The following is an 18,775-nucleotide window of genomic DNA, read 5'->3' as shown; positions in this document are numbered from 1 at the left end:
TGGGGTACGATTCTGAAGCTGCAAAGACTGTAAGTTCGCTATGGCTTTGTGCCCGCAGCCGCAGCTTTTGTTAGTTGAGGCCGTTGCCGGTCGGCAACGACGCCGTGGTAAGACTCTGGCGCGGCAAATGGCTAGGGCTTCGACCGGGCAACTTCCGATGGCTTCAGCCGTGCCGAAGCACTTAGTAATGGCCGGCGATCTCCAGGGCCATATTTGGCCTCCGGGTGATCGAAGAACTCCTGCATACCCCACCCGTGGTTGGAGTTGAAAGGGTTTATCTGATAACCACCAAAAATCACCGGCCGTTACCAGCAACTGCGTTTCCAAGATGCGAATCCCCAGCAGTTGATGGTGCTGCGCCGCTGAGGCAGGGAGCAACCCCAAAAGCTAGGTAAGGCAGCCGATGCCGCGGTCCGACCCCGCCAGTGCCGGCCGCGCCAAGCGAGACCACCAGCGAATCCCCAGCTGCGAGCGATACCGAACCCAAGAGCGACGAGCCGGCCTGGGCCCACCACAGCCAGCTAAACCCCTGCAGCTCACGCCGATGCTGCGCCACTACATGAAGCTCAAAGCCGCCAACCAAAACGGTTTTTATCGCTGCTGGGACGACTTTTAGAGGTGGAGGCGCTGCTCAAGCGGGGTGCCCTTCCAGGCAATGCCTTTCGAGACGGACTGCTGGGCTAGCCGTCACAGTGAGACAATCCCCTGCTGTTAGAGACTGCTGAAATGGCCCTGCTGGTGCAGAAATTTGGCGGCACCTCCGTCGGCAGTGTCGAACGCATTCAGGCTGTGGCTCAGCGCATTGCCCGTTGCCGCGAAAACGGAGACGACGTCGTGGTGGTGGTGTCCGCCATGGGGCACACCACCGATGAACTCACCGGACTGGCGAACGCCTTGAACGACTCCCCCGCCCAACGGGAAATGGACATGTTGCTGGCTAGCGGTGAGCAGGTGTCCAGCGCTTTGCTCGCCATGGCTCTCCACAGCGAAGGCGTCGCTGCCGTGTCGATGACGGGGCCCCAGGTGGGCATCGCCACGGAATCCACCCATGGCCGAGCCCGAATTCTTGAAATCCGTACTGATCGGATCCGCACCCGCCTCAGCGAGGGCAAAGTCATCGTGGTGGCTGGCTTTCAAGGCACCAGCACCAGCAGTGATGGCATCCATGAAATCACCACGCTGGGCCGAGGCGGATCCGACACATCGGCTGTGGCTTTAGCCGCAGCCCTGGGTGCCGATGCCTGCGAGATCTTCACCGATGTGCCTGGAGTGCTGAGCACAGATCCGCGCAAGGTGGCGGATGCCCAACTGATGGACAGCATCAGCTGCGATGAAATGCTCGAGCTGGCCAGTCTGGGCGCCTCGGTGTTGCACCCACGCGCCGTGGAGATCGCTCGTAATTACGGGGTGAATCTCGTGGTGCGATCCAGTTGGAGTGATGCTGCTGGCACAAAACTCACCAGCCGCACGGCTCGCCCAATTGGCCATGGCGGCCTGGAACTCGGGAGCCCCGTGGACGGGGTTGAGCAGGTGGATGGTCAGGCGATATTGGCGCTATCGCGGATACCTGATCAACCCGGCATTGCCGCCCGCCTGTTTGAAACCCTTTCAGATGCTGGGATCAATGTTGACCTAATCATTCAGGCCACCCATGAAGGCACCAGCAACGACATCACCTTCACCGTGAACGAACCAGACCTAGACCAGGCCCGTGAGGTGACACAACGCGTCCTCAACAGCCTGGGGGGTGAACTTTCCTCAGAGGGCGGCCTCACCAAACTGAGCATTAGCGGCGCCGGCATCATGGGTCGACCCGGCATTGCGGCGAGTCTGTTCAATTGCCTTTGCCAGCAAGGGATCAACCTGCGCCTCATAGCCACAAGTGAAGTGAAGGTGAGCTGCGTGATTGCAGCCAGCTCTGGACGCAAGGCTTTGCAAGCCGTCCGTGAGGCCTTTGAAGTGGCGGACTCACAGGTCGCCATCAATCCCCCATTGAGCGGCGAAAACGAACCCGAAGTTCGCGGTGTTGCCCTCGATCGCGATCAAGTGCAATTGTCCGTGCGTCACGTCCCCGACCGCCCTGGCACCGCTGCTGCCCTCTGCTCCTCGTTGGCCGACAACAGCATCAGCATCGACGCAATTGTCCAATCGGAACGTCAACACGCCGATGACTCCCGCGACATCAGCTTCATCCTGCGCAAAGAAGACCGTGCCCGGGCTGACGTTGCTCTCGCCCCCCTACTCGCCCAATGGCCAGGCGCAGCTTTGGAAGACGGCGATGCCATTGCACGGGTGAGTGCCGTGGGTGCCGGAATGCGAGCCACCGCTGGCACAGCGGGACGTATGTTTCGGGCCCTCGCCGACGCTCAAATCAACATTGGCCTCATTGCCACCAGTGAGATCCGTACGAGCTGTGTGGTGGCGGAGGAAAACGGTGTTCAAGCCCTGCAGGTGGTGCATGCCTGCTTCGGACTGGGTGGCGACGAACGGCATCAAGCCCAAGGCAGTGCCTCACCGCTTGAAAAGACCTAAGGCCCGATTACAAAGGAGAACCATCAACGTTCTGACTTGGACGCCGATTTCCAGCAGACCTACCAAGCGGCAGAGCACGCCTATGGCGGAGGGGATTACAAAACGGCGCACCACCTGGCCAGCGGACTTCTCAAACAACTGGAAACTGAAGAGAGAGCCGATGACGATCAACTGCGTGATGCCGTTCTCGGTTGGCGCGCCTTCGTAGCCCTCTTGCTCGGACACATCGAACTGCATGGCCGACAGCGGCCCGATCAGGCAGCGAACTACTACCAACTAACCCTGGACTGCCAGCCCAAGGACACTCTGGCGGAATTGGCAAGACAAGGCCTCAAACGCAGCAAAAGCGCTCGAAAAGAAACGTTCAACGCCAACGTTGACGAGCCCACAACTCCACCCTCATCCGATGGCGAATCCTCCACTGGATCGTTGCCATCGATGCTGCAAGATCCCTTCCTCACCAACACTCCGCCTGTATCTACGTCTGCCCCAAGCCAATCCACGGCCATGCCATGGCTCACAAAAGTCAACTCCCCTCCACAAGTCAGGGAGACACCAGCACCTGAGCCAAAACAAACCGATCCATCGGTTCGTTCGAACCCAGACACTTCAGAACCGGTGATCTCTGCACATGAAGAGCCATCGCACAAAGAGCAACCCTTACCTCTGCTCATCCCCGAGGAAAGCCTTGAAAGAGCCTGGTTAAGGGTTTCGATCACTCCAAACAGAACAAGGTCTGACTCAATCCCCATGGATCGAGCCAAACCCTAATCACGATTGAAGCGACTGTGGCAGGGCCTAAACCGCAGCTGAACGACGGCGGCGAGTGCGGCCGGCTGGCATGTCCTGCTCGGGCTCAGCAGTTTTCTCAGCCTTTGATATCACCTTGGTGGCCACAGCTGTTGTGGCTGCAGGCGCAGCAACCGCCACAGCAGGTGTTGCAACAGCCGTGGACGTTGCGACATCCGAAGAAATCACAACGGAAGCAGTTTTGGAAGGAGCGGCCACCGAACTGCCGTTCGTACGCACCGGCGCTGGTGGAGCGCCATTGCGACGGACAACACCACGGCCTGCACCACCACCACGATTACGGGAGGCAGGGCGATCATCCGGCTCTGCATCGGCTCGGCCTTTGTAAGTGGGGGTTCCACCGGGGGCTGGCTGGACCAAGCAAAGAATCAGTGGCTCCACCTGCAGTTCACGACGCATGCGACGGCCGAGGCCCACCTCGACCTCACGCTGAACACCCATCCAATCCACTTCAGGGGCATTACCGCCGGTATTGCGAGAAAGCTGCTTCCAGCGATTTTCCAACACCCAAGTGATTTCTCGCTCAGTCCAAAGCGACATCTTGCGGGCATCCGCCGTTGTGACCACACCACGCAGGTTCACCCGAGGCGGTGCCACCATCGCGCCATCGGTGCTGATCGCAGAAAGAATCGTGACCACGCCGTCTTCCGCCAACTGCTGACGTTCCTTCAGAACGCGGGCATCGACGATGCCGTTTCGGGATTGGTCGAGCAGTTCGATACCAGCTTTCACCGGATCTCCCTTTCTCAATGAGTCGGGGGTGAGTTCCACCACATCGCCGTTCTCAATAATCAAGGTGTTGTTGACGGGCACTCCCATGGAATGGCCCGTTTTGGAATGCTGCACAAGCATCCGGTGCTCCCCATGGACGGGAACAAAGAACTTGGGCTTGGTGAGAGCCAGCATCAGCTTTTGGTCTTCTTGGAAGCCGTGGCCAGACACGTGGATGCCTTCGCCCTTGCCATAGACAACTTTGGCGCCAAGCATCATCAGCTTGTCGATCGTGTTCACCACAGAAATGGTGTTACCCGGGATCGGGCTGGCAGAGAAAATGATCGTGTCGGTGGTTTTCACCTTCACTTGCGGATGGTCTCCGCGGGAGATCCGGCTTAGAGCAGCAAGGGGCTCACCCTGGCTACCGGTCATCAGCAACAACGTTTCACGATCAGGCACATCATTGATTTGCTTGATCGGTACAAACAGCTCATCGGGCGCCCGCATGTAACCCAATTCACGGGCCTTAGCGATCACGTTGAGCATGGAACGGCCCAACAGTCCGACCTTCCGGCCATTTTTCATGGCCAGCTCAAGAATCATCGACACGCGATGAATTGAGCTCGCGAAGGTGGTAACGATCACCCGACCCTGGGCATTGGCGATGTGGCGGTCGAGGTTGGGAAACACCGAGCGCTCTGGAGGACAGAAGCCAGGCACCTCGGCATTCGTTGAATCACTGAACAAGCAGAGAACACCCTTTTCGCCGTAATGGGCGAGGCGAGCCATATCAAAGTGCTCACCATCCACCGGCGTGTGGTCGAACTTGAAATCACCGGTGAAGATCACAGTGCCCACCGGTGTGGTGATCGCCAGCGAAAAGCTGTCGGCCATCGAGTGGGTGTTGCGGATGAACTCCACAGAGAAATGCTGTCCCACCTTCACCACATCGCGCGGAGCCACCGTTTTCAACGTGGTGCGGTCGGTGACGCCCGCCTCATCCATCTTTCCGGTGAGCATCGACAGAGCCAGTCGAGGCCCGTGAATCACGGGGATGTTGAAGTGCTTCAGGTGATGGGCAATCCCACCGATGTGGTCTTCATGGCCATGGGTCACGATCATCCCGCGAATGCGTTTCTGGTTCTCACGCAGAAAGCTGGTGTCGGGCAAAACCACGTTCACACCATGCATTCCGTCACTGGGAAACGCCAATCCGGCATCCACCAGCATCAGGTCGTCGCCGTACTCGAACACGCAGGTGTTCTTGCCGATCTCATGCAGACCACCCAGGGGGATCACCCGTAGGCAGGGCTCTTGTTCTTTGCCGGATCTTGCGTTGTAAGCCATGAAAAAAAGACGTAAGGGAAAACTGTTTGCGTAAGCCGTTAAGCCGGACCCGTCAGGTCTGACGAAGGGCAGACAGGGTGTTGGACAACGTGGTTCTCATGGCTTCAGGTAAGGAGGACAAAGGAGGACGAGGAGCACCGACAGACCACCCATTGATCTCGAGGGCAGCTTTGACAGGGATGGGATTCGTTGTGGCAAACAAGGCCTTGAACAGAGGAATTAGTTGCTCGTGCTGGGCGAGGGCAGCGCCGACTTCGCCTTCGACATAGGCATCAATCATGGCCCGAATCTGCGGACCGGCCACATGGCTGGCCACACTGACCACACCTACGGCACCAACCGACAGCATCGGCAAGGTGAGTCCATCGTCACCGCTGTAGATCGCGAGCCGTGAGCCGCAGGCCAAGCGCAGGGCTGTGACTTCCTCGGTCGTGCCACTCGCTGCCTTGAAGCTGACGATGTTGGGGCAATCCATCAAGCAGGCCACCGTTTCAGCCTCGATGTGACATCCCGTTCGTCCAGGAATGTTGTAAAGCATCAAAGGCAACGTGGGTGCCGCCTCAGCAATGGCGCGGAAATGAACTTCCAAGCCCTCCTGGGGAGGCTTGTTGTAATACGGAACCACCACCAAAGCGCCGTCGGCACCAACGGCTGCCGCTTCTCGCGTGGCTTTCACGGCCTCAGAGGTGGAATTGCTGCCAGTACCCGCCAAAACCTGAGCACTCGAACCAACAGCCTCTCGGACGGCTTCCAGCAACTTCAGCTGTTCATCCCAACTGAGGGTGGGGGATTCACCCGTAGTTCCGCACACCAACAGACCATCAGATCCTTGCTCCACGAGATGACGGGCTAGACGTGCCGCCAGCTGAAAATCAACCGCTCCACTGGAATCAAATGGAGTCACCATCGCCGTCACGATGCGGCCAAATGGTTGAGGGGACAAGGAGGCGGAAAGAGTCATCAATTCTGAATCAACAGTTCGGCGATCTGGATGGCATTCAGAGCAGCTCCTTTTCGGATCTGGTCACCACAAAGCCAAAGTTCAAGTGCATTGGGGTCGCTGATGTCTTGACGAATTCGACCGATGGCAACGGGATCCCTTCCCGTCACATCCGTGGGCATCGGAAAACGATTAACAGCCTGATCCTCGATCAGTTCCACGCCAGGGGCCGCAGCCAACAGTTGCCGGGCTTCATCCACAGGAAAGGGCTGTTCAAATTCAATGTTCACCGCCTCAGAATGGGCACGGAGAACGGGAACCCGGACACATGTGGCTGAAAAACGCAAATCAGGCAGATCCATGATTTTGCGTGTCTCATTCACCATTTTCATTTCCTCTTCGCAATAGCTGTTGTCCTGCAAAGGGGAGTTGTGGAGAAACAAATTAAAAGCAAGGGAATAAGGAAGCACCTTGCTGTTGGGGACACCACCATCCAGCACCACACGGGATAAGTCTTTGAGTTCGTCCATGGCGCGGGCACCCGCACCACTCGCCGATTGGTAGGTGCTCACCAAAACGCGCCGCAACGCTCGCTTCGCCGCGAGGGGAGCCAACGCCAACGTGAGCAGAATCGTCGTGCAGTTGGGGTTAGCAATCACCCCTTGGTGCCCATGGGCCGCCTGGGGATTGACCTCCGGAACCACGAGGGGAACTTCCGCCTCCATACGAAAGGCGCTGGAGTTATCCACCATCAGAGCTCCCGCACTGGTGATCGCTTCACGCCATTGACGTGACACCGAACCCCCCGCTGAAGCGAGAACAAGATCCACGCCTTGAAAGGCTTCGGCCGTGACTTCCTCCACGACAAGGTGGCGGCCATTCCAAGTTTGCTGTTGCCCAGCGGAACGGGCTGAAGCCAACAACTTCAACTCGCCAACTGGGAATTGTCGCTCTTCAAGCAAGAGCAACAGCTCCTGTCCAACAGCCCCACTGGCGCCAAGGACAGCAACATTGAGCGGACGATTAGGGAGAGTTGCTTTCAAGCGGTAATGCGAACGTCTGAACTGAAAACTGTTGGCTCAACTGATCGCTACCGCCGATTTGTAGAGAGGGCGGTGCATCAATTCATCACTCCTTCACCATACCGGGCAGAGGCTGGAGCGGCAGTTTCTTAAGCTGGTTTGCTGCCAAGAACCGCCGTCAACACAACCATGAGCGCTGCCACCCTGAAGGTGTCCACCGAATCCCGCCCCAGCAGCCGTTTGGCGGTGACGGTGACCGTGCCTGGGGAGCGCTGTACAGCCAGCTATGAAGAGGCCATCAAAAGCCTGAGCCGCAGCATCAACCTGCCGGGCTTCCGTAAAGGAAAAGTGCCTCGCTCGGTGTTGGTGCAACAGCTTGGTGGCGTCCGGATCAAAGCAACCGCCTTAGAAAAGCTGATCGATAGCGCCTGGCGTGACGCCATTAAGCAGGAATCGCTTGAGCCCATCAGCCAGCCCGACCTGAGCAGTGGCTTCGATGGATTGTTGGAAAGCTTCAACCCCGGCGATGAATTGACGTTCACGCTGGAGGCCGATGTGGCCCCAACGCCAAAGCTGAAAAGCACCAAAGGCCTGAAGGCGGAATACGAAGCCGTTGTTTATGACGCTTCGCGGGTCGACAGCATGATTGAAGACTCCCGCAAGCAACTCGCCACTGTTGTACCCGTCGAAGGACGCGCAGCAGAGAAGGGTGATATCGCTGTTCTTGGTTTCAAAGGGACCTACAGCGATGACGGGTCCGAAATCGAAGGAGGAAGCGCCGATTCGATGGACGTGGATCTCGACAACGGCCGCATGATCCCCGGCTTCATCGAAGGCGTGATTGGCATGAAGGTGGGCGAGAGCAAGTCTGTGGATTGCCAATTCCCTGACGACTATCCAAAGGAAGATGCACGAGGCCGCAAGGCAGCCTTTGCGATTGAGCTCAAAGATCTAAAAACCCGGGAGTTACCGGAACTGGACGATGCCTTTGCTAAGCAAGCCAGCGAGCAGGACACGATGGCTGACCTCCGCAAAGATCTCGAGCAACGCCTCAAGGACGATGCCGAACGCCGCCAAACCAGCAATCGCAACGATGGCTTGGTCAAAGCATTGGTAGAGCAACTCGAGGTAGACCTACCTGAAGCCCTAATCCAGCAGGAAAGTCGCAACTTGGTGGAGCAGACAGCGGCTCAATTTGCCCAACAGGGCATGGATGTGAAATCGCTTTTCACACCTGACTTGATCCGCAATCTGATGCAGAACTCCCGACCTGAAGCCGAGGAGCGCCTCCGTCGCAGCTTCGCGCTCACCGCGCTAGCAGAGGCGGAAGACATCAAGTTGGACGACAGCGCTATCGACACCAAGCTGAAGGAGGTGAAAAAAGACTTGTCTGCTGACGCCAAGGTGGATCCCGAGCGGCTTCGGCAGGCCGTGATGGACGACCTCATGCAGGAACAGCTGATGAGCTGGCTTGAAACCAACAGCACCCTCACCGAAAAAGCCCCAGAACCGGAATCGGACACCAAGAGCTGAGCTGCACCCATAGATTGTGTCCACTCACTTGGACACCGAGCGCGTGATCGACGCCCGCAGTCACCACCCCATCCAAAACCGCTGGCGGTCCGAGATGCCTATCTCGGCCCCTGGCCCCTTACCAACCGTTGTTGAGCAGTCCGGTCGAGGCGATCGCGCCTTCGACATTTATTCACGGCTGCTCCGTGAACGAATCATCTTTTTAGGAACTGGCGTTGACGACGCGGTCGCCGATGCCCTCGTGGCTCAAATGCTGTTCCTTGAGGCAGAAGATCCAGAAAAAGACATTCAGATCTACGTCAACTCCCCCGGTGGCTCTGTCACCGCAGGTTTGGCGATCTACGACACGATGCAGCAGGTCGCACCAGACGTGGTGACCATTTGTTATGGCTTGGCAGCCAGCATGGGTGCCTTTCTCCTCTCTGGCGGCACCAAAGGAAAGCGTCTTGCCCTACCAAACGCTCGAATCATGATCCACCAGCCCCTCGGAGGAGCTCAAGGACAGGCCGTTGATATCGAAATCCAGGCCAAGGAAATTCTTTTTCTGAAAGAAACCCTCAATGGGCTGTTGGCGGAACACACAGGCCAACCTCTCGACAAAATTTCAGAAGACACCGATCGCGACTACTTCCTTTCCCCGGCAGAAGCGGTTGAATACGGATTGATCGATCGGGTGGTGGACAGTTCCGGGGACGAAGGAATCGTTACGGACGGCTGACAGAACGCCGTCCGCTCTCGATGCTGTGGACCCAGGACAATCCATCAGGTCGTGTCCTGAAGTTCCCAATTGAGGTGACCGGCGTTCGATGGCCAAATTCGATGCCCATCTGAAGTGCTCGTTCTGCGGTAAATCGCAGGATCAAGTGCGCAAGTTGATCGCCGGTCCTGGCGTCTACATCTGCGATGAGTGCATCGATCTCTGCAATGAGATCCTTGATGAGGAATTGGTCGATAGCCAGGGCAATCCCCGTGCAGGCGCCGAGCCAAGTCGCAAAGCGACCCCAGCGGCTCACAAGAGCAACAAGCCAGCTCCCACGCTGGCTTCAATCCCCAAACCACTCGAGATCAAAAGTTTTCTCGACCAACAGGTGGTTGGTCAAAACGCAGCCAAAAAGGTGATGTCTGTAGCGGTGTACAACCACTACAAACGTCTTGCTTGGCAGGGGGATGGGAAAGGAGAGACGGAAGAAACCGCCACGCGTCTGCACAAGAGCAACATCCTTCTCATTGGTCCAACGGGTTGCGGGAAAACACTGCTCGCTCAGACCCTGGCCGAGATGCTCGATGTTCCCTTTGCGGTAGCTGACGCCACCACTCTCACCGAAGCGGGCTACGTCGGAGAAGACGTTGAAAACATTCTTCTGCGGCTCCTCCAAAAAGCCGATATGGACGTGGACCAAGCCCAGCGAGGCATCATTTATATCGACGAAATCGACAAAATTGCGCGTAAAAGCGAGAACCCCTCAATAACCCGCGATGTATCAGGCGAGGGGGTACAGCAAGCCCTCCTCAAAATGCTTGAGGGAACCGTGGCAAATGTGCCACCTCAAGGCGGCCGGAAACATCCTTATCAAGACTGCATTCAGATCGACACCAGTCAGATTTTGTTCATCTGCGGTGGCGCGTTTGTTGGTTTAGAAGACGTTGTTCAAAAACGCATGGGGCGAAACGCGATCGGCTTCATGCCGCCCGCTGATAGCCGCGGCCGCAGTCGCGCCAACCGAGATCTGCAAGCCGCTCAAGTGCTGCGAAATCTCGAACCCGACGATCTGGTGAAATACGGACTGATCCCTGAATTTATTGGACGTATTCCAGTGAGTGCAGTGCTTGAACCATTGGATGAAAAGACATTGGAATCGATCCTCACTGAGCCACGCGATGCACTCGTGAAGCAGTTCCGCACGCTGCTGAGCATGGACAATGTGCAGCTGCAGTTCGCTGATGATGCGATCACGGCCATTGCTCAGGAAGCACACCGCCGTAAAACAGGAGCTCGCGCATTGAGAGGAATTATCGAGGAAATCATGCTCGATTTGATGTACGACCTTCCATCCCAATCATCGGTGAAAGACTTCACCGTGACCCGGTCAATGGTGGAAGAGCACACCGGCGGAAAAGTTCTCCCACTACCTGGCACAGATCAACAGAAAACTGCTTGACACCTTCCTTTCTCAGACAATTCTTAGCAAAACTAGCTTTTGCAGACGTAAGATCAGTTGAGTAGACTAACAAATTGAAATGAGAATAATTGAACCAATATTCCTGATCAGCGAAGACCTCGCAAACATCACGAAAGAAATCCTAAAAGAAGACGATATCCTTGATATTTATATCCATAATGATGCCGGACCTGTCACCATATCGGGTGGAAGTTTTGGATCACAAGACATAAATACAGTCAAATGGGACCCTCAAGACGAACAATTCTTGAGAGATGTAGTCGAAGGGATAGACGAAAGCATTGATCTTGACTTCAACTTTACGTCGAATCAGTCAACAGCAGATGTTGCAATATTTCTAGACACTGAGATTTCTTTGGACGACGGAGGAGACACGCTGGGATTGGCCGTGAGCAACCGGAACAATAGCAATGGATATTTTTGGGAAATCTTTCTCAATGAGCCCAAGTTTGATGGTGATCAAGACTATTTTCGTTATGCCTTAATTCACGAAATTGGCCACACGCTTGGCTTAGAGCATCCATTTGAAGACAATGACGGGGACGTGGTAGACGGAATCACAGATCCCTGGAAAAGTCTCTATCCAGAGGACACTGTGATGGCCTATAGAAACCCAGCCAATGGACGCTGGCCCAATGATTACACCTCAAACGACAAAGCTGCCCTGATCGAACTTTGGGGACAAGAAACAAACCCCACTCCATCAGTGACGCCCGAAAAGCCAAACGGATTATCGGCGCAAGTTATGGATAGCAATTCAACCCGCTTCAAGGGCACATCCAAAGCTGATTGGATCATTGGAAATGATGGCAATAACACGATCAAAGCCAAGGGAGGAAATGATTATCTTCAGGGAGGATTAGGCAATGATCGCCTCAATGGAAACAATGGAAACGACACGCTTAGAGGCGGAGATGGCGATGACATTATTCACGGCGGTAAAGGCTCAGACATCATTCGTGGCGGCAGAGGTGCAGACGTTTTATATGGCAATTCAGGACAGAACACATTCTCGAGTACAGCCGATGGATCCACTGACATCATCAATATTCAATGCGAACAACATTCAAGCAAGAAACGACGCAAAAAAGCCATGAATAAAAAGCAAGGTACAAACACTTTCGATATTATTGAGGAGCTCGATGCAAATGATCAAATCAATCTGATCGGCGCCAAAAATAAATCAATTTCAGTCCAAGAAACAATCGCCCTTGGAGAGACTGGGGTGGGTATATTCGCCAAAGGATCGCTGGAAGCGCTTTACATTGGGGATGAACTTTCCTCAGCGCAAGTGCTTAATATGACGACAGGATTAAACAAGTAAATTATTGGAACCGGTAAAAATAGTTCATTTAATTGGGAAATCAAAGTGGCTTAATTGATCATCTCTCCCTGAACGCCTCAACAAAACAGCCACACCATGCGTCAATGAATTTAGATAAAATATGAATAAATCCTCCCAACCACTTGTCCACTGCTGACCATCTACAGGTCCCGCGTCGGCATGGCCTGTTCAACCATCACGGCATCGATCTTGGCGACGGCACTGTTGCCCATTACCTAGAAGGGCGCGAAATCCTGCGCAGCCCTGTCTCAGAGTTCAGCCAAGGGGAGGTGGTGAGCGTGATGGAACACACCAATGCGTCTCCGACGGGCGTCACCCTGCGTCGAGCGATGAGCCGCCTGGGCGAACAGAATTACAACCTGCTCTTCAACAACTGCGAACACTTCGCCACTTGGTGCAAAACCGGACGACACCGCAGTGAGCAGGTCGACTCTGTGATCGATCGCGCCCGCCAATGGAGTCGGCAAATGCCATCCGCCCTGCTCAGCGGACTGGATCTCTTAGTGCGACGTGGCGTCCTGGACGACAACACCCGACAAATCGCCAGCCAAGGACTCACCAAATTGGAACAACTGCGCCAAACCTTGCTTCAAAAGCTCGAAGGCCTGCTGCAGCAAATGGGGTCCGACGGCAACAAGCAGCTTTTGCTCACGGGACAAAGCCTTGCCGATGAACTCGCTGCCGTGGAAGACCTGCAACGAAAAATTGATGCCCTGTTGAATCAACCTCGCAAGCTTCCAGGCTCCAAGGCTGAGTAGCCTCGCCATAACGCTCGCGGCGCATGAGTTCCACCTACCAGCCGCTTCATCACAAATACCGACCACAACGCTTTGACCAGCTTGTGGGGCAGGAAGCGATTACCGCCACCCTTGGCAATGCACTGACCAGCAACAGAATTGCACCGGCTTATTTGTTCAGTGGCCCCCGCGGTACGGGAAAAACCTCCAGTGCGCGGATCTTGGCGCGCTCCCTCAATTGTCAAAACAGTGATGGGCCAACACCGGAGCCCTGCGGAACTTGCGATCTATGCCGAACGATAGCTTCGGGTACGGCCCTCGATGTAATCGAAATTGATGCGGCCTCCAATACCGGTGTCGACAACATCCGGGAATTAATCGAACGGTCGCGTTTTGCACCGGTTCAGGCGCGCTGGAAGGTGTACGTGGTGGATGAATGCCACATGCTCTCCACAGCAGCCTTCAACGCCCTGCTTAAAACGTTGGAAGAACCACCCCCGCAGGTGGTGTTCGTACTGGCCACCACCGATCCGCAACGGGTTCTCCCGACCATCCTCAGCCGCTGCCAACGCTTCGATTTCCGACGAATTCCCCTCGATGCGCTGGAACAGCACCTCACCTGGATCGCGGAACAAGAATCCATCGCCATCCAACCCGAAGCCATCCACGTTGTGGCCCAACGATCCCAAGGGGGATTGCGCGACGCCGAAAGCTTGTTAGATCAACTCAGCCTGCTGCCACCCCCGATTGAAGCGAATGCTGTATGGGATCTGCTGGGAGCGGTACCAGAACAAGAGCTCCTAGCGCTGGCGCAGGCCATGACCAGCTCCGAACCGGTAGCCCTACTCGAGGCCACCCGCAACCTGCTGGACCGCGGCCGTGATCCTGGAGCTGTCCTGCAAGGACTGGCGGGAGTACTGAGGGATTTGGTGCTGATGGCCGCCGCCCCCAATCGTCCAGAACTCACGGGCGTATCACCCCAGTTTCGGGATCAGCTACCTGAACTGGCCAAAAGCATCGGCCGGACCCGGCTGTTGCAGTGGCAAGCACAATTGCGTGGGGCTGAACAGCAGTTGCGACAAAGCGTGCAACCCCGCCTTTGGCTCGAAGTGCTGTTGCTGGGGCTTTTGGCAGAGCCAATGTCGCCCGCCCTAGCCACAGCGCCGAGAACGCCCCAAGCCACACCAGCCCCTGCAGCAGTTCCAGTTCTAGTCACTGCAGATGCACCTACTCCAACGGCAACAACGCCTGCGGCGACAACCCCAGCTACTCCGTCCCCGTCACCAGCACAGGCAAAAACACCGGAACTACCCACAGTGGCGGCGGTAGCCCCAACTCCAGCCACGAGTGGCACCAACCTGCCGGAGCTGTGGCAGCAAATCTTGGGCAGCTTGGAGTTACCTTCCACCCGCATGCTGCTGTCCCAGCAGGCGCAGTTGGTGCGACTCGATGCGAATCGCGCTGTGGTGCAAGTGGCCGGTAATTGGATGGGCATGGTGCAAAGCCGCGCCAGCTTGCTGGAGCAAGCCGTCGCCAAGGCTTTAGGCGGGTCGCGTCAGTTGATCATCGAAGCCAGCACGAGTGCCATTGCTGCCACGTCAGCGCCAACTGCGCCCCTCGTGCAACCCCCTCCTCAGACAGCCCCAGCTCCTGTTGAAACTGAGACCCCTCAACTGCCCAAAACAGAGGTTGTTCCAGCTGTTGTTGACGCATCAACGCCAATCACAAGGCTCACAACACAAGAACCTGCAAAACCACCAGCAACTCCGTCTCCAGTCGCCATTTCACAACCGGTTCAAGCCGAACCAGCACAAAATCCTGCAAACCCCAGCCCAGCATTAGGCCTCGACCGGCAAGCTAAAAATCTGGCTGATTTCTTTAATGGTCAGGTTCTAGACGTGGATACCGACGGGATTGGTTAAGGAGCCATCTAATTGCATTGATCCGTCAAAAGATAGAAAAACCAAACCTCTAAAAACTTTCTTCAACGCCATATTTTTAAAGAATAACTACTTAAAAAAGACTGGCCAAGTTATCGATTAAAGGCCAGAAGATTCAACCCAATTGTTCGCTTAAATCACCATGGCTGGTTTTCGCCCAAACCAAACGCTTCGGCAGAAGTGCCATTTTCAACGTCACCCATGGAATCACCACAAACCAATGGCCGAGATACGTAATCGCCACCAACAAATTCCACAAACCAGGAGCCGGAATCGACGGGCCTTGGTTAACGCCGCGACAACCGCGTAGGTAGGCCAACGCCGACACACTGAACGCCACGATCGATAAGGGCCAATAGGTGGGGGGTGTGCGCGTGACCAGGCTGGTGCTCAGATCGGCAAAAGACACGACTGGCAAGCCGTATTGGAGCAGGAAAAAGCAGGCCAAATCCCAACGCTGACGAACACTGAGTTGGGACGACGTCAACGTTGGCCAGTAATCAAAAAATCGCTGCAAACCACCTTCAGCCCAACGTTGACGCTGCTTCAAGAGGGCCGACAACCCTGGCACCGCTTCCTCCTGGACCGGAGGGTCCCAAAGGATCCCCACGAGGGCGCCATGGGTCAACAACCGAAAACTGAGATCCAAATCGTCAGTCACGGTGTCTTCGTTGAAACCTCCACTTGCCTCCAACATCGAACGTTTGATCAACTGTCCGTTCCCCCGCAATTCGACAACCCCGCCGCCCGTCAGGCGACCGGTCTGAATTACGGCATCCAGCGCCATCTCCATCGCTTGGGATCGCGTCAGCCAGTTGCGGTCGGCATCGATCACTGCTTTGCGCAGCTGAACCGCCGACCATCCACCCTCCACTGCATAAGGAACAAGCCGTTCAAGCAGGTCGTCCTGCAATTGAGCATCTGCATCGAGAACCAACAACCACTCCCCTTTCAACTGGGCAAGAGCCGTGTTCAACGCTCCAGACTTGCCGCCACCGGCATCGCGAGGCCGGTGAATCACGTTCAAAGTTGGGTGATTCTCAGCCAGGGCGTCGAGCAGGGCTGGCGTTTGATCCAGGCTTCCATCGTCGATCACCCACGTGGAAAGTCGATCAGTTGGATAACGCAGAGCCGTGAGCCGCTCAACCAAACGGGCGACCACCGCCTCCTCATCGCGGGCTGCCACCACCACATCAAGTGTTGGGAATTCTTCAACCGGGAAGAGTGCTGAGGTTGGCGGACCCTGAGTACTCGGCCCTCGCAACAACTCAGCACGCAGCACGGTGCGAAGGGCATAGCCGCCCAGCATGAGCGCAAGGCTGATGGCGGGCCAGAGCGAGCGGGCGGAATCAAGCCAATGGGGCGCTGCCCCTGCACAACCGCAGGCGAACAAAAACGCTGCAGACTTCGCCCTGCGGTGATCACCAGTCGCAGCGGTTGAGGTCATGCACCGATCTAGGTGGGCAGGACTCTAAGGGGACTGCACACGCGCAGGGAGAGGTCCGTAGACAGTCCCCGGGTAGTAATGGCTAAGGATCCGTTCTGTGGACCATCCCCGCCAGGCCAAATCGATGGCCCCCGCCTGAGACAAGCCAGCGCCGTGGCCGAAACCACCGCCCCGGATGAGCCAGCGATCCCAGCCCTGGGGCTCAATTACAAACAAGGTGCTTGGCAAACGACGCAAGGTGCGCCGAATCTGATCCAAACGCAAAACGACTGGCTCCGACTCACCGGAACCGGCAACCTGCAACGCCAACACTCGACCACTCGTACCCCGCTGCAACGCGTTCAGGCGCAACGGAGATTGCAACGCTTGCGCCGGTGCGCCAATCGCCTGGCGAATTTGATCAGCCGTGATCACACGACTCCAACGAAACAGGGGGTGTTGCGCTCCATAGGCTCCTGAGCGATCCATCAGAAGAGATGACACCTTTTGAGACCGTTGCAGCGGAATGGCATGACGCTCCCGCCAACCCTCATCTCCATCGACCTTGGACACCAAGTAAGGCTGAGGCTTCATGGCCCAAGCTTCTGGTCCCGCGGCCATAACACCCCCATTAGTGGCGTGATACACCGCACTAATTGGACGTCCAGCTCGACTAAGCAATCGCCCCTTGGTGGCTGTGATCGCTTGCCGAACCTCTGCCCCCGCTGAGCGCGGATCGCTGTAGACCTGGCATTGGGTATCACTGCAAAGGTGATAACCATCGATGTTGAAGCGATGGCTGTTGGCCAAAGCCCAAGTCCGAGCCAACACGGTTTGGGCCTGCAAGGCCGCAACGGGTGACGAGGCGCCAATTTCATGGGGCACCACTCCTTCGAGATATCGCTCAACAGCTACCTGTTCAATCAGTGTCCAACTTCCATAGGCATCCGGCTGAAGACGGAACGGTCCACGGAACACCCCACGCTTCCAAAGCAAGCCGTCGGGAGCTGCAATCTGCAGAGGCCCCTTCATGGGCTGTATACCCTCGGGGGTCTCCAACGTCGGTTCAACCGTGGCGTGGACACGACGGGTCCAGTCGCGCACCTGGGCCCCTTCCGGGACGATCGAACCCTGAGGAGCCCAAACCTCCCAGTCTTTGGGATGGGCCACAGATACCGTCACCCCCAACGCTCGCCAGCGCTGAGCGAAGCGCTCCGCCGATTCGAAACTCGCAAACGGACCGGCAATCCGTCGGGCCAGCGTTACTGGTTCTGGCAATGCCATCGCTCGCCAGCGCACGGTGAAACTGGCAGCCGTCCAACTCCGCCCGGCCCCGTCTTCAAGCGTGAGCGGAGCACCGGCACTCGATAGCTGAAGCGGCATCGCCGCTGGATGGGAACCGAGATGATCCTGGAGGGCCACCCAGAGAACGGGCTCCGCCCGAGACAACTGCGGAGGGCGGGGAACCGAGCGATGGGTGGCCGGTACCACGACGACTGGCACCTCATCGGATGGTGATGGAGCGGCCAGCTCCCTGGCCCCACAACCGGAGGCGAGCCCGAGAAGCATCGAGAGCGACAACAGCCGAATCATCTACAAAAGGCGCACCGGGACGTATTGTTGTTGTTTGTGCCCCGTTCGAGCAGAGCAATGCCCAAGCTGAAGACCCGCAAAGCTGCCGCCAAGCGGTTCAAAGCAACAGGCACTGGCAAGTTCCTTCGTCGTCGCGCCTTCAGAAACCACCTGCTGGATCACAAAACTCCGAAGCAGAAGCGCCACCTCGGCACCAAGGCCGTTGTCGATCGCACCGATGTTGAGCGCGTCACATTGATGATGCCCTACGCCTGAGAAGAGACGCTCTCGCCCACTGTTCGTTCCACCTGATCTAACCCTTTCCCTCTATGGCCCGCGTTAAGAGAGGCAATGTTGCCCGTAAGCGCCGCAATAAAATCCTGAGGCTTGCCCGCGGCTTCCGCGGTGGCAATGGCACCCAATTCCGCACCGCAAACCAGCGGGTGATGAAGGCCCTTTGCAATGCCTACCGCGACCGCCGTCGCCGGAAGCGCGACTTCCGTCGGTTGTGGATTGCACGGATTAACGCTGCAGCTCGCATCAACGGCGTGAGCTACAGCCGTCTGATGGGCGGCTTGAAAAAAGCAGACGTTCGCATTAACCGCAAGATGCTGGCGCAACTGGCTGTCGCCGATCCCGCCAGTTTCACCACTGTGGTGACTGCAGCGAAGAGCTGA

The 18,775-nt window shown here is 56.6% G+C and carries 17 protein-coding genes and 1 pseudogene; 13 read left to right on the top strand and 5 right to left on the bottom strand.

The window, feature by feature from the left end; genetic code table 11:
- Positions 1-40 precede the first annotated feature (40 nt).
- The 5 genes and pseudogenes from SYNCC9902_RS12845 (at position 41) to SYNCC9902_RS00340 (ending at position 3,303) form a co-directional block, all read left to right on the top strand.
- A complete protein-coding gene (locus SYNCC9902_RS12845; protein WP_232179230.1) occupies positions 41-268 on the top strand; it encodes a hypothetical protein in 228 nt (75 codons plus the stop codon).
- A 135-nt stretch (positions 269-403) separates the two neighbouring features.
- Positions 404-616 (top strand): hypothetical protein, encoded by a 213-nt coding sequence (locus tag SYNCC9902_RS00350; RefSeq protein WP_041424683.1) that lies wholly within the window; start codon positions 404-406, stop codon positions 614-616.
- Positions 562-684 (top strand): annotated as a pseudogene (locus SYNCC9902_RS12840) (DNA polymerase III subunit delta); the annotation flags it as partial. The gene SYNCC9902_RS00350 and the pseudogene SYNCC9902_RS12840, both read left to right, overlap by 55 nt.
- Before the next feature lie 42 nt (positions 685-726).
- Positions 727-2,532 carry an aspartate kinase gene (locus SYNCC9902_RS00345; RefSeq protein ID WP_011358910.1) on the top strand — a complete coding sequence of 602 codons (1,806 nt, stop codon included), beginning with the start codon at positions 727-729 and terminating at the stop codon, positions 2,530-2,532.
- A 36-nt stretch (positions 2,533-2,568) separates the two neighbouring features.
- A complete protein-coding gene (locus SYNCC9902_RS00340; protein ID WP_011358909.1) occupies positions 2,569-3,303 on the top strand; it encodes a hypothetical protein in 735 nt (244 codons plus the stop codon).
- A 27-nt stretch (positions 3,304-3,330) separates the two neighbouring features.
- Here SYNCC9902_RS00340 and SYNCC9902_RS00335 read toward each other — a convergent pair whose 3' ends face one another.
- Genes SYNCC9902_RS00335 through SYNCC9902_RS00325 form a run of 3 tightly spaced genes read right to left on the bottom strand, consistent with a single transcriptional unit; the run spans position 3,331 to position 7,386 of the window.
- A complete protein-coding gene (locus tag SYNCC9902_RS00335) occupies positions 3,331-5,403 on the bottom strand; it encodes a ribonuclease J (RefSeq protein WP_011358908.1) in 2,073 nt (690 codons plus the stop codon).
- Positions 5,404-5,455: 52 nt separating this feature from the next.
- Complete coding sequence (gene dapA, locus SYNCC9902_RS00330; protein ID WP_011358907.1) at positions 5,456-6,364, bottom strand: 4-hydroxy-tetrahydrodipicolinate synthase; 909 nt, start codon at positions 6,362-6,364, stop codon at positions 5,456-5,458.
- Positions 6,364-7,386, bottom strand: a complete 1,023-nt coding sequence (locus SYNCC9902_RS00325) for an aspartate-semialdehyde dehydrogenase (RefSeq protein ID WP_011358906.1) — start codon at positions 7,384-7,386, stop codon at positions 6,364-6,366. Before SYNCC9902_RS00325 ends, dapA begins: the two co-directional genes overlap by 1 nt.
- 168 nt (positions 7,387-7,554) lie before the next feature.
- Here SYNCC9902_RS00325 and tig point away from each other — a divergent pair, with 168 nt between their 5' ends.
- The 6 genes from tig to SYNCC9902_RS00295 all read left to right on the top strand — a co-directional run bounded on the left by tig (position 7,555) and on the right by SYNCC9902_RS00295 (position 15,082).
- Positions 7,555-8,898, top strand: a complete 1,344-nt coding sequence (gene tig, locus SYNCC9902_RS00320; protein WP_011358905.1) for a trigger factor — start codon at positions 7,555-7,557, stop codon at positions 8,896-8,898.
- A gap of 43 nt (positions 8,899-8,941) precedes the next feature.
- Entirely contained in the window at positions 8,942-9,616 is a 675-nt protein-coding gene (gene clpP / locus SYNCC9902_RS00315) for an ATP-dependent Clp endopeptidase proteolytic subunit ClpP (protein ID WP_041425257.1), read from the top strand.
- 88 nt (positions 9,617-9,704) lie between these two features.
- Positions 9,705-11,057, top strand: a complete 1,353-nt coding sequence (gene clpX / locus SYNCC9902_RS00310; RefSeq protein ID WP_011358903.1) for an ATP-dependent protease ATP-binding subunit ClpX — start codon at positions 9,705-9,707, stop codon at positions 11,055-11,057.
- Between the two features lie 79 nt (positions 11,058-11,136).
- The gene (locus SYNCC9902_RS12835) at positions 11,137-12,402 is read left to right on the top strand and encodes a peptidase, metallopeptidase (protein WP_011358902.1); all 1,266 of its coding nucleotides are present in this window, start codon (positions 11,137-11,139) and stop codon (positions 12,400-12,402) included.
- A 143-nt stretch (positions 12,403-12,545) separates the two neighbouring features.
- On the top strand, positions 12,546-13,181 hold the full coding sequence (locus SYNCC9902_RS00300) for a lecithin retinol acyltransferase family protein (protein ID WP_011358901.1): 636 nt from the start codon (positions 12,546-12,548) through the stop codon (positions 13,179-13,181).
- A gap of 23 nt (positions 13,182-13,204) precedes the next feature.
- The gene (locus tag SYNCC9902_RS00295) at positions 13,205-15,082 is read left to right on the top strand and encodes a DNA polymerase III subunit gamma/tau (RefSeq protein ID WP_011358900.1); all 1,878 of its coding nucleotides are present in this window, start codon (positions 13,205-13,207) and stop codon (positions 15,080-15,082) included.
- 133 nt (positions 15,083-15,215) lie between these two features.
- On the opposite strand, the gene SYNCC9902_RS00290 is transcribed toward SYNCC9902_RS00295, so the two are convergent.
- Both SYNCC9902_RS00290 and SYNCC9902_RS00285 read right to left on the bottom strand, forming a co-directional pair.
- The gene (locus SYNCC9902_RS00290; RefSeq protein WP_011358899.1) at positions 15,216-16,547 is read right to left on the bottom strand and encodes a glycosyltransferase; all 1,332 of its coding nucleotides are present in this window, start codon (positions 16,545-16,547) and stop codon (positions 15,216-15,218) included.
- A gap of 24 nt (positions 16,548-16,571) precedes the next feature.
- Positions 16,572-18,119: a SpoIID/LytB domain-containing protein gene (locus SYNCC9902_RS00285; protein ID WP_011358898.1), complete on the bottom strand. Its 1,548-nt coding sequence runs from the start codon at positions 18,117-18,119 to the stop codon at positions 16,572-16,574.
- A gap of 57 nt (positions 18,120-18,176) precedes the next feature.
- On the opposite strand from SYNCC9902_RS00285, the gene rpmI reads away from it, so the two are divergent.
- Together rpmI and rplT are read left to right on the top strand one after the other, a co-directional pair.
- Positions 18,177-18,374, top strand: coding sequence for a 50S ribosomal protein L35 (gene rpmI / locus SYNCC9902_RS00280; protein WP_009788494.1), 198 nt, complete (start codon positions 18,177-18,179; stop codon positions 18,372-18,374).
- 53 nt (positions 18,375-18,427) lie between these two features.
- Positions 18,428-18,775, top strand: a complete 348-nt coding sequence (rplT, locus tag SYNCC9902_RS00275) for a 50S ribosomal protein L20 (RefSeq protein ID WP_011358897.1) — start codon at positions 18,428-18,430, stop codon at positions 18,773-18,775.

Source organism: Synechococcus sp. CC9902, assembly GCF_000012505.1.
GTDB lineage: Bacteria > Cyanobacteriota > Cyanobacteriia > PCC-6307 > Cyanobiaceae > Parasynechococcus.
Note: the sequence above shows the minus strand (reverse complement) of the source record. Positions and strands in the feature narration are given on the sequence as shown.

Bases quoted from the DNA above. Each gene is read 5' to 3' on its own strand.
- SYNCC9902_RS12845 (WP_232179230.1), top strand. From the start codon at position 41: ATGGCTTTGTGCCCGCAGCCGCAGCTTTTGTTAGTTGAGGCCGTTGCC.
- SYNCC9902_RS00350 (WP_041424683.1), top strand. From the start codon at position 404: ATGCCGCGGTCCGACCCCGCCAGTGCCGGCCGCGCCAAGCGAGACCAC.
- SYNCC9902_RS00345 (WP_011358910.1), top strand. From the start codon at position 727: ATGGCCCTGCTGGTGCAGAAATTTGGCGGCACCTCCGTCGGCAGTGTC.
- SYNCC9902_RS00335 (WP_011358908.1), bottom strand. From the start codon at position 5,403: ATGGCTTACAACGCAAGATCCGGCAAAGAACAAGAGCCCTGCCTACGG.
- dapA (WP_011358907.1), bottom strand. From the start codon at position 6,364: ATGACTCTTTCCGCCTCCTTGTCCCCTCAACCATTTGGCCGCATCGTG.
- tig (WP_011358905.1), top strand. From the start codon at position 7,555: ATGAGCGCTGCCACCCTGAAGGTGTCCACCGAATCCCGCCCCAGCAGC.
- clpX (WP_011358903.1), top strand. From the start codon at position 9,705: ATGGCCAAATTCGATGCCCATCTGAAGTGCTCGTTCTGCGGTAAATCG.
- SYNCC9902_RS12835 (WP_011358902.1), top strand. From the start codon at position 11,137: ATGAGAATAATTGAACCAATATTCCTGATCAGCGAAGACCTCGCAAAC.
- SYNCC9902_RS00295 (WP_011358900.1), top strand. From the start codon at position 13,205: ATGAGTTCCACCTACCAGCCGCTTCATCACAAATACCGACCACAACGC.
- SYNCC9902_RS00290 (WP_011358899.1), bottom strand. From the start codon at position 16,547: ATGACCTCAACCGCTGCGACTGGTGATCACCGCAGGGCGAAGTCTGCA.
- SYNCC9902_RS00285 (WP_011358898.1), bottom strand. From the start codon at position 18,119: ATGATTCGGCTGTTGTCGCTCTCGATGCTTCTCGGGCTCGCCTCCGGT.
- rpmI (WP_009788494.1), top strand. From the start codon at position 18,177: ATGCCCAAGCTGAAGACCCGCAAAGCTGCCGCCAAGCGGTTCAAAGCA.
- rplT (WP_011358897.1), top strand. From the start codon at position 18,428: ATGGCCCGCGTTAAGAGAGGCAATGTTGCCCGTAAGCGCCGCAATAAA.